The 13,329-nt window shown below is 49.0% G+C and carries 10 protein-coding genes, 1 tRNA gene and 3 pseudogenes; 5 read left to right on the top strand and 9 right to left on the bottom strand.

Annotated elements, in window-relative coordinates; all coding sequences use genetic code 11:
* Window position 1 precedes the first annotated feature (1 nt).
* A complete protein-coding gene (locus C2E16_RS00770; protein WP_084970865.1) occupies window positions 2–397 on the top strand; it encodes a hypothetical protein in 396 nt (131 codons plus the stop codon).
* 450 nt (window positions 398–847) lie between these two features.
* Here the strand turns inward: C2E16_RS00770 and C2E16_RS00775 are convergent, their stop codons facing one another.
* The 3 genes and pseudogenes from C2E16_RS00775 to C2E16_RS00785 form a co-directional block, all read right to left on the bottom strand.
* Window positions 848–1,228, bottom strand: coding sequence for a hypothetical protein (locus C2E16_RS00775; RefSeq protein WP_084970867.1), 381 nt, complete (start codon window positions 1,226–1,228; stop codon window positions 848–850).
* Between the two features lie 16 nt (window positions 1,229–1,244).
* A complete protein-coding gene (locus C2E16_RS00780) occupies window positions 1,245–2,084 on the bottom strand; it encodes a hypothetical protein (RefSeq protein ID WP_084970869.1) in 840 nt (279 codons plus the stop codon).
* 259 nt (window positions 2,085–2,343) lie between these two features.
* Window positions 2,344–3,159, bottom strand: a pseudogene (locus C2E16_RS00785) (DNA primase family protein); the annotation flags it as partial.
* A 57-nt stretch (window positions 3,160–3,216) separates the two neighbouring features.
* Between C2E16_RS00785 and C2E16_RS00790 the strand changes: the two are divergent.
* From C2E16_RS00790 to C2E16_RS00805, 4 genes and pseudogenes are all read left to right on the top strand, one after another.
* Window positions 3,217–3,726, top strand: a complete 510-nt coding sequence (locus C2E16_RS00790) for a phage polarity suppression protein (RefSeq protein WP_084970871.1) — start codon at window positions 3,217–3,219, stop codon at window positions 3,724–3,726.
* Between the two features lie 51 nt (window positions 3,727–3,777).
* A pseudogene (locus C2E16_RS21330) lies at window positions 3,778–4,052 on the top strand (ogr/Delta-like zinc finger family protein).
* Window positions 4,053–4,421: 369 nt separating this feature from the next.
* Complete coding sequence (locus tag C2E16_RS00800) at window positions 4,422–5,831, top strand: reverse transcriptase domain-containing protein (RefSeq protein ID WP_084970873.1); 1,410 nt, start codon at window positions 4,422–4,424, stop codon at window positions 5,829–5,831.
* Between the two features lie 190 nt (window positions 5,832–6,021).
* Window positions 6,022–6,663 (top strand): SLATT domain-containing protein, encoded by a 642-nt coding sequence (locus tag C2E16_RS00805; RefSeq protein ID WP_084970875.1) that lies wholly within the window; start codon window positions 6,022–6,024, stop codon window positions 6,661–6,663.
* Between the two features lie 49 nt (window positions 6,664–6,712).
* Here C2E16_RS00805 and C2E16_RS00810 read toward each other — a convergent pair.
* The 6 genes and pseudogenes from C2E16_RS00810 to xylF form a co-directional block, all read right to left on the bottom strand.
* A pseudogene (locus tag C2E16_RS00810) lies at window positions 6,713–7,861 on the bottom strand (tyrosine-type recombinase/integrase).
* Window positions 7,862–8,017: 156 nt separating this feature from the next.
* Window positions 8,018–8,112: transfer RNA gene (locus tag C2E16_RS20690), tRNA-Sec, on the bottom strand.
* A 100-nt stretch (window positions 8,113–8,212) separates the two neighbouring features.
* Complete coding sequence (xylR, locus tag C2E16_RS00815; RefSeq protein ID WP_084970877.1) at window positions 8,213–9,391, bottom strand: D-xylose utilization transcriptional activator XylR; 1,179 nt, start codon at window positions 9,389–9,391, stop codon at window positions 8,213–8,215.
* A gap of 91 nt (window positions 9,392–9,482) precedes the next feature.
* Window positions 9,483–10,637, bottom strand: coding sequence for a xylose ABC transporter permease XylH (gene xylH, locus C2E16_RS00820; protein ID WP_373996399.1), 1,155 nt, complete (start codon window positions 10,635–10,637; stop codon window positions 9,483–9,485).
* A gap of 13 nt (window positions 10,638–10,650) precedes the next feature.
* Window positions 10,651–12,183, bottom strand: coding sequence for a xylose ABC transporter ATP-binding protein (locus C2E16_RS00825; protein WP_084970879.1), 1,533 nt, complete (start codon window positions 12,181–12,183; stop codon window positions 10,651–10,653).
* A gap of 146 nt (window positions 12,184–12,329) precedes the next feature.
* Complete coding sequence (gene xylF, locus C2E16_RS00830) at window positions 12,330–13,322, bottom strand: D-xylose ABC transporter substrate-binding protein (protein ID WP_038630207.1); 993 nt, start codon at window positions 13,320–13,322, stop codon at window positions 12,330–12,332.
* Window positions 13,323–13,329: the final 7 nt, after the last annotated feature.

Genomic DNA, 13,329 nt, shown 5'->3' on the forward strand with positions numbered 1-13,329 from the left:
AATGAAATCTGTTTTGATATTTATTAATATTATTCCCTTTGTTTGCTTAATATTCAGTTTTTCATTTTGGCTATTAAACAGGTCTAAGTATTATAAACTGATTGCTGAATTCAAGAAAAGCTATATACTTCCGGTGCCTTACTCACTTCATTGCAATATGGGGTTTTTAGGTTCGCCATTGCTGTCTTACTTCTTTTTAAGGTTGAATGCTAAAAAAAGAATATTTTTTTTAGAAAAAGAGAGTGCTGTTTATGGTTTCACTGACAAGAATAAAAACAAGGAATTAGTAAAAGTCCTGGTTCCGATTTACTATGCCTTTTTGATTGGGTTTTCCTGTTGCTGTTTTTTGGGGTTAATTGCTGTTTTTATTAAGCTGGAGAATTATTTTTTACTATGATTTTATGGCGTTGAAACTATTTAATTATAAGAAAATATGTGGTTATGGGATTTATTAACCTTAACCTTTCGCGGCGGTGTTTTGCTTGAATACTACAGTGTTAAATAATATTACAGGAAAGTTTTTTGCACCGTATCCGGGTAATCATACTGTGTCAGTTATAGGCTAAAAACGATTCCTACAAATATCATCAGGCAATACGGGTATAGCATATCAATACCGTCAGGCTCATCGCGAGCTGTAAGCGTGCGAATCTTTCAGTAGCAGCCAGGCATGATACAGGTAACGCTTCAGGTTAAGATACAGAATAGGTAATCGCCATAAATTTCGGGAGCAGTCAGATAAAGTTTGTGATCACAGGAGTGCAATTAGTGATCTAACTTCCTGTTATTATTATTTAAATATCTCATGTGCTTAGTTAACTATACATGTTTTTATACATAAAACCTTTTAGCCAAGCTTTTGTGCATCGGTTAGCCTCTTCGAAGTTAGCCCATCGACAAAAAATCTATAAGATGCATAGATAAATATTATGATTTGAAATATACCTAACGTAACAGTGGGTTTATTGAGCATATAAATATATAAAACCATGCTCGGAGCAATGCCAGTTATAAATAATTTTGCGACGTGCAGTTCCCAGCCGTATTGCTTTTTATTCTTTGGCGAAAGAACAAGTGCAGAAGATAAAGAAGTTAATGACTGACCAAAAATAATAAAGCTAGCAATCGACCAATCGCTAGCTAAAATAACTTCTATCCATTTGCCGTCAATAACTTTAACGAAAAAAAGTATAGTGAATGGCAATAGCACAAACAAATATGATGCCATTAGAGACTTCAGATGGTTAGAGTAAAGCATCCTGAGCCTCTGAACTTGGAATTACTTTCAAGACCTTGATTATTATTGCCTTTTTTATGATTGTTTTTTTATTTTTCTTGTCTAATTCGCAATACATATCAACCAACATACAATACTTAGCTGTGATTATGGGGATTTCACCATTTTGGTAAAGTTTAAGCCACTGTTTATCCCCAATAGTAGCCATAAAAGTTTTATGAGTTGTTCTGCTACGGACTTGCCATTGAGAATCGCCAAAGTTAACTGGCTTTATTATGTCTAAACTATCTCGACCACGGTAGGATATGAGCTTATGCTCATCAAACATCGTTTCTGGATCACCAAAAAATCTCATCCTAGTATTTAAACGTATGATATTATTATTACTATTTCCAAACGTTTCAATCTCAGCTTTTTCATCACGATAAAGCATTTCATTTGCAGCGGATATTTCTTGTAAAATTTTAGCAAATTCAACTCTATCTATATAAAAAGAGATGTCCCCGGTTGCTTTCTCCATTTTACTTTCTTGTTTACGAGCTAAATCGTCCACCTGATCGGGAGAGAGTATATCCTCCTCATCTATCAAGTCTTCAAAAAGTCCATTCGACTGTTTAGTAATCAAAGAGTTAAAACTATTTGAAATTGAACCAAGAAGAGCTTTGATTGAGCTTTTTTCTATATCTTGTAGGCATAAATTGTAATTTAATTCTGACCCTACCTCCTTTGCAATTAAGTTGCCATATTTTTTATAGGCGGAAATATAAAGAGCCATAGCGGAAAATATTTGCTCTGGATTATTTCTGTTTTTTTCATAATCTATTTTTATTCCAACAGCACTTTCCATATGTTATCACCACTAAAAATTAATTAACTCAAATAAAATAATTACGATCTGGAAGGTTCAATTGGGTATATAAATACTAAACACATAAAAATTTCGCAACGAAAAGATTTCATCAAAAATCCTTCACACTCTACACTTTCCATTTTATAGCTTTTAATTCAATATGTTATATGGTGATCCAATAGTGAAGGATGGCGATTATCCTTCACCATGGGTGAAGCATGGGCGTAAAAAAACCGGCTTTCGCCGGTTCTGGTAGTCAGGCTGTTGCCGGATCGTCACACTTCGGCAGCCAGTCGGTGCTGCTTTCATCTGTCAGGTCGAGGTTGGTCTGTATTCCTGTTTTCGTGCGCCGCTTCAGGTAGTTCAGGCCGTACTCACGCAGGATGCTTTCCAGCGCCTGGCTGAATGACTTCATGCTCAGCGGATTGCGGTAGCCATTGGCCTCCATGTAGGCCAGATAGGCGTGATAGAGGTAGCGCCTGGGCTGTAACGGGCGGATGCTGGCGTTGCCCATGTGCAGGCCAGTTGGCTCTGCCGTCGCAAACAGGTAGCCGCAGAAGTCCACCATCGGGTCGGCGTCACGCTTGATGCGCATCGCCTCGCCGGAGTTCTGCTGCGACTGAAGCAGCCTGCGGGCGTCCTGTGGGTTCCTGAAGCGCTGCATCAGCTGGCGAACGATAACGGCCAGCTCGCCCTGTATCTTTTCCTTCAGCTGCGGGTCGCGCTCGTTCACCGGGATGATTTCCGGGAAGGGCAGGATCACCCGGCGGCGCGACACGCCCCCGCTGCGGTCGGTAAAGCGCATCGGGTTGTTGTTCACCGCCAGAATCACCGCCGGTAATGGCCTTGAGGCCCGCGCCGTCGCCGCTCCACTTCTCCTGGACCGGCAGAATAATCAGCGAGTAGCCGATAACAGACGCGCGCTCACGCGAGGATTCCAGCGTTTCGATGGTCGCGGAGGTGGCATTATCCGCACCGGCCAGCATAGTGGTGATACCTGACATAATGCTTTTGCCGCTGCCGCCGGACCGGTCACCTCCAGAAACAGCTGCCGGTCGTAGCGGTTCGCCAGCCCCGCAGCGCGTCACAGGATGATAATTAAGCAACAGAAGGCCACAGGAGATAAAGCATGACAAACACCTCCAGCACTCCACAGGATGCCCTGAACCAGTACCGCCGTGCCGGTGAAAGCTGGCGCACCCTGCGCGCTGACCGTGAAAACAAACAGCAGCAGCTTGAGACGCTGCTGGGAAGTGAGGTGAAACCCACTGATTACGGCCAGCAGGCGGATAACCTGCGTGAATGGCAGGACGTGCTGACCTGGCAGATTAACTGTGCCGCCGGTGACGCGCTTCAGGCCCATCGTTATGTGGCTGATGCGTGTGTGAATGAAGCGCTGACCGCCTTCATGGATGCGCATGGCGCTGCTCTGACCGGCGCGCTGGCGCCTTACCTGAACGGCCCCGCCGGGCTGGGAACCGCCATGCGAACGCTGCGTGCCGCCGTTGTCCGCGAGGCTGAAATCAGCGCGCCCGTGGTAGCTGAAGAATACCAGGCCATCCTCAATGAGACAGGGCTGTATCCTGACAGCGCAGTACACGATGACGCCGCCGCCCTCCGGACCCGGCCAGGGATGTAAGTTACCGGTTTCGCCTGAAAAAGCTGAATGCACAGCAGGAAGGCCGCTAAAATGGCCATGAAATGCCCGGAGTGCGGCACCACCGCACACACCCGCACCAGTGAGTACCAGACCGGCACGCTGAAAAAGACCTGGTATCAGTGCCGTAATATTGACTGCTCCTGTACGTTCACCACGCTGGAAAGCCTGGACAGCATCATATGAGGCCGCAGAAGGCAGCAGAAACGCCCGAACCGGCGCCAGAAACCCCGAAGCGGGCACCGCAGACGCTCAACCGCTACGGCGCCGCCAGCAGGCTTTCAAACCGGCAGCACATTCCCGCCTGAGGCTCAGCCTTATTTCTTTCCCGGCCACCGCGTCGGGTTTTTTTGTGGCTTTTTCTCTGGCTGGCCCGCTGTTGCGGCAGTGCATGACTATGCCGCATGAAAACGCATGAATAAATGCACCTGCAATTCTCCCGTTCCGGCCAATGGCGGCGCGGTTTCGAGGCACTCATGCACCTGCATGAAAACCGCTACATGAAGCGGACAGGCGTGGCGGGGGTAGCATTGCGCGCAACTGATGAAAATAATTTTATCACTACCAATTATTAAGTTAGTTTGATGACCCTTGCCCGGCTATGCGACTAAGGATATCTTAAGGTATAAAATATGAAAAAGACGTTTTATTCATAACCGAATTTTATGAGATAAAAAATGAACGTAATTGTGCAAAATGAATTATTTGATGAGCTATTTTCTCCAGAAAGCCTATTTAAAACATTTAATGAGAAGTTTAGTAATTCGGGAGCAAAGGGAATTGATCGTTTAAATGGAATGCAATATTCCCTTAGAGCTCAAAGAGATTTGATAAAGACGTCTGAGAAGTGTTTAAATGGTAGTTTTCGTTTTAGCCCATATCTTGAAATGTTAAAAAGCAAGGGGAGGGGGAAAAATCCAAGAGTTATATCGATTCCAACAATCCGTGATCGTGTGGTTTTGCGGCAGCTAAATATATTTCTTTGCAAGGTCTTCCCTGAATATGTGCCAAAGAGTTTAGCGTCAACCTATATAAGATCTTTATCTTCAGATTTCCTTTCAGCAAATCCAGATGATGTTTATATTTGTAGTTGCGATATTGAAGGTTTTTACGACAACATCATTAAAACCCGATTGATTAAAAAACTTTCATCTCGGATTAGCTCAAAAAAAGCACTTGATTTAATCGTCCGTTCTTTGTTAACACCAACCTCTCACAGCTCAGCTAAGAAAAGCCAAAGGAAAGATTTTTTCAATAAGGATAAAGGTGTTCCACAAGGGCTTTCAATTTCAAATGTGCTTGCCTCAATATACATGTCTGACATTGATAATTCAATGGATAAATTTAATGTAAAATATTACCGATATGTTGATGATGTTCTTATGTATGGTGATAAGGAATCCGTATCAAAAGCTTATTTATCGATAAGAAGGAAACTAAAATTAAGAGGTTTAAACACACATCCTCCATCATCTCCAAAGACTCATTTAGGATACCTCAATCAACCCTTTGGGTTCCTTGGTTATGTTTTTAAGGGGAATGATATAACTGTTAGAGATTCAACTCTTGAGGCATTCTTACAATCCATTGCCGCACGATTTAGTGATTTTACACATAATAAAAACCGCAGGCTTAAAAAATACCCTCATCTATCCATTGATGATTTAAAAGGAATATTTTTGGAAGAACTAAATGAAAAAATCACAGGCGCAATTAGTGGTAACAAACGTTATGGTTGGGTTGCTTACTATTCCAATATAAATGATCTATCTTTGCTCCACAAGATAGATTTTATAGCAAAAGAAATGTTTTCAAGATTAAGTGATTTCGATCATCAACCGCCAACAGAACTTAAAAAAATATCCAGGTCTTATTACGAAATAAAATTCAACCCACAAGGCGGATATATCAGGAACTATGACAAAATAGAGACGCTTAAACAAAAAACAGATTTTTTAGTTAGTAGAGGAAGAATTTCTCCAGATGAAAGGCTTACCAAAGATCAAATCGAAGAACGTTTTGAACGTTATAAAACAACAATTTTGTCCAGAATGCAGGCAGATGAAGGTGAAATATATCCTAAGTAATGCTATCTTAACCGAGACCAACGCCGACGGTACTTAGTGATAGGTCCCGTACCCCACACAGATAAGCTAGTGTGGGCTGAAGTGCTCACGACATAGATTATGGTTGTAAACCTTCTTCGGGGGAAACTGCTGGAGAAGAGGATTGGACTGATATCTCCGGCGTTGTGTCTTTTTTATCCAGAGGGTGATAATGAAAGAATTTTTAGAGAGCTTAAGTAAATCAGCGTGGGAAACGTCATGCGCAAGATACAATTCATCTCGAAGATTAAAGATAAGAGAAATATTTTCCACTATCAGTATAGCATTGATAGGATTATCAGGAATAGCGCTTTCTTTAATACAATTTTCCTTCGGTGAAACCTTTGGGAAAAACCTTAATAACCTTGTAACTGCTTTTTCAATTGTATTAAGCATGTTGCTTATAATAATAAGTTTGATTGAGTGGGGATTTGCTGCAGGCGCTAAATCAGAAGCTTTATTTCGCAATGCGGAATTACTCAATGAACATGAGAGAAAAATAACCCTCTTTAAGTCGAAGATAACTAATGACTTATCTGAAGAAGATTATAATAAAATTGATTCTCTCCGTGAAGAGTATGAAAGGATAAAGTCTACCTGTGTTTTTAATCATAGCCCATTGGACTATGAATATCATAAAATTATAAGAAAAAGATTTTATATAGCCAAAACTACTGAGCATTTTAGTCTAATCAGAGAGCTAAAGGGACGATTATCATATTATCTATGTAGTATTTGGGGTTATTTATTGATATGGGGTGTAGTCGTATTTTTCTTTTATGCGGTAATTAAAAAAGTTATTGCATTGCCTTAATAAAACTGGAGCGTCAACGCTCCAGTGCATACATCATTTGATCAGAATACTATTGCATCATTTTTTTGCATTTTTCATAATATTGAGCATGGTTATATGTTCCCCGAATACTGTTCTTATCCACATGTGCTAACTGCATTTCAATCCATGCACTATCAAATCCTTGTTCATGCAAAATTGTCGACATCGTGTGTCTAAATCCGTGACCTGTTGCGCGCCCTTTGTACCCAAGTAACTCAATCACCTGTGACACGCTTTCTTTAGAGATCGGTTTACTACGGTTATTCCTACCAATAAAAATTTAGGGATAATGTTCGGTTATTGGTTTGAGCTGCTTGAATCAATCGATCACTTGAGTAGATAGGGGAACAATGTGAGGCCTACGCATTTTCATCCGTTCAGCGGGGATTTCCCATATACCTTTCCCAAGGTCAACCTGTTCCCACGTAGCAAATCGCATCTCCTGTGTTCTTACACCAGTTAACATGACTATCTTTGTAGCATTTTTGGTGATGATGCTGCCGGTATACGCTTCAAGGTCCCGAATAAAATGAGGTAACTCTTCAGCAGATAAAAATGGATGATGCTTTTGTTTCGGAACGGCCAAAGCAATAGCCAAATCAGGAGCAGGATTGTATTCTGCGCGGCCAGTTACAATCGCGTAGCGGTAAACCTCTCCACACCTTTGACGCACTTTCCGTGTTTTTTCCAGTGCTCCACGCTTTTCTATTCGTCGTAGTACTTCAAGCAATTCTAGAGGTTTGATTTCACCGATAGGCCGTTTGCCAATGAACGGGAAAACGTCTTGCTCGAAGGTCTTAATGATTTCGTCACGGTATGCCACTGTCCAGCGGTCAGCTTTGTTGGTGTGCCATTCTCGACATATAGCTTCGAATGAGTTCTCTGTTGATAGTTGTTGTGCCAGCTTTTGGGCTTTACGTTCTTCTACTGGGTCTATGCCGTTTGCTACCTGTTTACGGGCCGTATCGCGTTTCTCACGTGCTTCTGCGAGGGTCACAAGGTCGTAGCTGCCAAATGACATTAGCCGTGCTTTACCGGCAAAACAAAAGCGGAAGCGCCAGCCTTTTGAGCCGCATGGATTGATGAGTAACGACAGGCCTTGTCCATCGTTCAATGTGTAGGACTTGTCTTGAGGTTTTGCTCGTTTAATTTGTATATCTGTAAGTGCCGTGTGTATAAGTAAAAAATGTGTATAAAAAATCTATACACATCATTATACATATTTTTCATGGATTCAGGGAGATCTTGTCGGACTGTTACGGATGGTTAAGTCTCAATAATCATTGAAAATAAAGGAATTTTGAGACTTGCTCGGGCGCGTGAGGAGGAGCATTGGCGGAAGATAACAGGAATCAAACCTGCCCGCCACCGCTGGCGGCCCCAACCGGATGTGACGTCCGGCCGCCTCATCGGAGGCGGCGGTTTTCCATAAAGTGAGGCGCAGCGTATCGCATTGGTTTGGCTGGGATACCGACCTCCCTGATGCGGCGATGGACGGCTCTCTCCGCTCAACCCTTACCGCTTGCGCTTAGCTCATCACCTCGCCGCTCTGCTGGCGATACTCCTTCGGCGTGGTGGCGTAGCTTTTCTTAAACACGGAATAAAAATATTGCAGCGAAGGGTAGCCGCACATCTGCGAAATCTCATTAATCGGCATGGAAGAGGAGACCAGCAGCATGCGCGCGCGCTCCAGCTTTTCGCTGTGAATCATGGTATGGATGGTCTCGCCGGTTTCATCCTTAAAGCGCTTTTCCAGGTTGGAGCGCGACATGCCGACGGCGTCCAGCACCTGTTCCACCTTGATGCCTTTACAGGCATTGCAGCGGATATAGTGCATCGCCTGAATCACCGCCGGATCGTGCAGCGAACGATAATCAGTAGAGCGGCGGGCGATCACTTTCATCGGCGGCACCAGAATACGCTGTAGCGGCAGCGGCTGACGGTCCAGCAGGCGATGCAGCAGCTTGGCCGCCTGATAACCCATCTGGCGCGTGCCCTGCGCCACCGACGAAAGCGCGACGCGCGACAGGTAGCGCGTCAGCTCCTCGTTATCGATGCCGATCACGCACAGCTTCTCCGGCACCGGAATATTTAAATGCTCGCACACCTGCAACAGGTGACGGGCGCGCGCGTCGGTTACGGCGATAATCCCGGTCTGCGGCGGCAGCGTCTGTAGCCAGTCGGCGAGCCGGTTCTGCGCATGCTGCCAGTTGGCCGGCGCGGTCTCCATGCCCTGATAAATCACCCCCTGATAACGTTCTTGCGCCACCCGCTGACGAAAGGCGTATTCACGCTCCTGCGCCCAGCGCTTGCCACAGGAGGCGGGCAGGCCGTAAAAGGCGAAGCGGTTAATGCCCTTTTCCTTAAGGTGCAGGAAGGCGCTCTCCACCAGCGCGGCGTTATCGGTGGCGATATAGTGGACCGGCGGATAATCCTCCGGCCGATGGTAAGAACCGCCGACGCCGACAATCGGCACGTCTACGTTTTTTAGCAGCGCCTCGATCTCTTTATCGTCATAGTCTGCGATGACGCCGTCGCCGAGACATTCACGGATGTTGTCGATACGGCAGCGAAAATCTTCCTCGATAAAGATGTCCCAATCGGTTTGCGACGCCTGTAGATATTCGCCAACGCCCTCCACCACCTGGCGATCGTAGACTTTGTTGGCGTTAAACAGCAGGCTGATGCGAAAACGTTTCTCAAACATGATCACTCCCGGTTTTTATTCTGCTTCCTGATTACCACAGCGGAACCGACAGCAGAAAAAAATTGGCGAGCCCTGTGATCTGCTTCGACGATTAAGCACGTCGCCGGGTGGCGGAGTCCATCCAGACCGCCAGCAGCAGAATGGCGCCCTTCACGATGTACTGCCAGAAGGTCGGCACATCCATCATGCTCATACCGTTATCCAGCGAGGCCATAATAAAGGCCCCCATCACCGCGCCCGCCACCGAACCGATGCCGCCCGCCAGGCTGGTACCGCCGATCACGCAGGCGGCGATGGCGTCCAGCTCGGCGATGTTCCCGGCGGAAGGCGAACCGGCGCCGAGACGGGAGCTAAGGATCAACCCGGCGACCGCCACCAGCAGGCCGTTAATGGCGAATACCGCCAGCTTGGTGCGCGCCACGTTGATGCCGGAGAGCCGCGCGGCGTCGAGGTTGCCGCCGATGGCATAAATGCGGCGGCCAAAGGCGGTGCGCGTCGCCATAAACATGCCCGCCAGCAGCAGCAGCGCCAGAATCAGCACCGGCGTCGGCACGCCACGATAGTCGTTAAGCAGCCAGATCGCGCCCAGCACCAGCAGGGCGGTAATCGCCTGACGCGACACCGCGCTGCGCGCCGGCGGCTGCGACAGCCCCATCTGCTGACGACGCAGCCGCAGCCGCCACTGCCAGATGATGAACAGGCCAAGGCCAATCACGCCGAAACCAAAGCCGATGCCGTCAGGAAGGTAGCTTTGCCCGATTTGCGACATCGCCGGGCTGGTCGGCGCGACGGTAGTGCCGTTGGTGATGCCGACCAGCACGCCGCGAAAGGCGAGCATCCCGGCAAGGGTGACGATAAAGGAGGGGACTTTGCGGTAGGCCACCCACCAGCCGTTCCACGCGCCCAGCAACAGGCCGAGCGCCAGCGTCACCACGATGGTCAGCGGCAGCGGCCAACCCAGCCAGACATCGAAAATCGCCGCCGCGCCGCCCAGCAGCCCCATCATCGAGCCGACCGACAGGTCGATCTCCGCCGAGATAATGACGAAGACCATCCCTACCGCCAGAATGCCGGTGATCGCCGTCTGGCGCAGCAGGTTAGAGACGTTGCGCGCGCTGAGATAAGCGCCGTCGGTCATCCAGGTGAAAAACAGCATAATCAGTAAGATAGCGGCCAGCATCACCAGCACCTGCAAATTGAGCAGGCGCAGTTTGCCCGGCGCGCCGCCGCCGCTGGCGGGCAGCATGGCGGTATTGGTTTTAAGCATAATGTTCACTCCGCAGCGCCGCTTCCATCACCTGCTCCTGCGTCAGGTTATGGTTCGGCAAGTCAGCTTTGATTTGGCCTTCATGCATCACCAGCACGCGATCGCTCAGCCCCAGCACTTCCGGCAGTTCAGAGGAGATAACGATAATGGCGATGCCCTGTTGCACCAGTTGATGAATCAGCTTGTAGATCTCCACGCGCGCGCCGATATCGATGCCGCGCGTCGGCTCGTCGAGGATCAGCACCTGTGGGTTCAGCAGCAGGCATTTAGCGATCACCGCCTTCTGCTGGTTGCCGCCGCTGAGACGGCCCACCGCCAGTTCCGGCGAGGCGGTTTTCACTCTTAGCTGGCGAATGGCGTCATTGATGGCGACCTGTTCGCGCGCCTCGTCCAGCACCGAAAGCGGGCCGCTGAACTGGCTGAGCGCCGCAAGAGTGATATTTTTGCCGACGCCCAGCAGCGGCACGATGCCGTCCTTTTTACGATCTTCCGGCACCATGGCGATGCCGTGACGAATCGCCTGCTGGCAGTCCCAGCGCTTAGGATTAACGCGATGGCCCTGTATCACCACCTCGCCTTCCCAGCGTCCCGGCCAGAGACCGGTCAGGCACTGCACGGTCTCGGTGCGGCCCGCGCCCACCAGCCCGGCAACACCCAGTATTTCGCCGCGTCGCAGCGTAAAAGAGACGTTATCCACCCGCCGCAAATGACGGTTCACCGGATGCCAGGCGGTCAGCTTTTCTACCCGTAATATCTCTTCGCCCTGTTCATGCGGTTCGCGCGGATAGAGCGCGGTCAGCTCGCGCCCGACCATCATGGTGATGATGTCGTCTTCGCTCAACCCGTCTGCCGGACAGGTATCAATATGCTTGCCGTCGCGGATTACGCAGATGGTGTCGGAAATCGCCTTCACCTCGTTCAGCTTATGCGAGATATAGACACAGGCGATGCCGTGATCGCGCAGATCTTTGACGATCTCCAGCAGCACGCCGGTCTCCTGCTCGGTGAGCGAAGAGGTCGGCTCATCGAGAATCAGCAGCCGTACCTGCTTGTTCAGCGCACGGGCGATCTCCACCAGCTGCTGCTGTCCGATGCCCAGCTCCCCGACGCGCGTATGGGGCGAGATATCCAGCTTCACCTGCTGTAATAAACGCTGGCAGCGCAGCGCCATGGTTTCATCGTCAACCACGCCGCCACGGGTGAGCTCACTGCCGAGAAAGATGTTTTCCAGCACCGTCAGCTGCCGCACCAGCGCCAGCTCCTGATGGATAATGACGATGCCTTTGCGCTCCGTATCGCGGATGGTGGCGGCGCGCAGCGGCTCGCCGGCGAACAGGATCTCTCCTTCGTAGTCGCCTGTCGGATAGAGCCCGCACAGCACTTTCATCAGCGTCGATTTGCCGGAGCCGTTTTCGCCGCACAGCGACACTACTTCGCCCGCCTCAAGACGCAGCGAAATATCGTCCACCGCCTTCACGTTGCCGAAGCGCTTGGTGATATTTTTCATTTCCAGCAGCGTCGTCATACATTCCTCCACTGTTTGCCTGCCGTAGCGCGACAGGATCGTTGGCTATTCCGCTGCGCTGAAAGTTGCGCCCGACGGCGATTTGCTGCCGGGCCATCCCTGGCTGGGCTTTCTGCGCTAAGAATGGATTGCCAGTATGAAGCGACTCAGAGGTCGCTTTTTTTGTGGAAGCCGTCGGCGACGACGGTGCTGTCGATATTGCTCTTATCGACCGGAATCGGCGTCAGCAGCCAGGAGGGCACCGCTTTTTTGCCGTTGTTGAGGGTGGCGTTGGATTTGGGCTGTTTGCCTTCGCCCAGTTCGACGGCGATTTTCGCCGCCTCATCCGCCAGTTTGGTGATCGGTTTATAGACCGTCATGGTTTGCGTGCCGTTCTCGATGCGCTTGATTGCCGCCAGGTCCGCGTCCTGACCGGAAATCGCTACTTTGCCTGCCAGCCCCTGTGCGGAGAGCGCCTGGATCGCGCCGCCGGCGGTGGCGTCGTTAGAGGCGACGACCGCGTCGATATGGTTATTGTTTGCGGTCAGGGCGTTTTCCATGATTTTTAAGGCGTTTTCCGGCAGCCAGGCGTCAACCCACTGATCGCCCACCACCTTGATTTTGCCCTGATCGATCAGCGGCTTCAGCACCTTCATCTGCCCGTCGCGGAACAGACGGGCATTATTATCCACCGGCGATCCGCCCATCAGAAAATAATTGCCCTGCGGCACCTGCTTAACCAGGCTCTGGGCCTGAAGTTCGCCTACTTTTTCATTATCGAATGAGATATAAAAATCGATATCGGCATTATTTATCATGCGATCGTAAGCCAGTACTTTAATACCTTCCTGCTTCGCTTCGGCAATCACATTACTTAATACCTGGCCGTTATAAGGAATAATCACCAGCACATCTACGCCGCGGTTAATCATATTTTCAATTTGCGACATCTGGGTTTCTTCATTGCCGTTGGCGGACTGCACAAATACGCTGGCGCCCAGCGATTCCGCTTTTTTGACGAAAATATCGCGATCTTTTTGCCAGCGCTCAAGGCGCAGATCGTCAATCGCCATGCCGATCTTCACCTCTTTCGCCGCGCCAGCCTGACTGAACAGGGCCAACGCCGCGCAGACGGCCAGTAGAGTGTGTTTCATTTTCATCATCATT

The sequence above is a fragment of the Mixta calida genome (genome assembly GCF_002953215.1).
GTDB lineage: Bacteria > Pseudomonadota > Gammaproteobacteria > Enterobacterales > Enterobacteriaceae > Mixta > Mixta calida.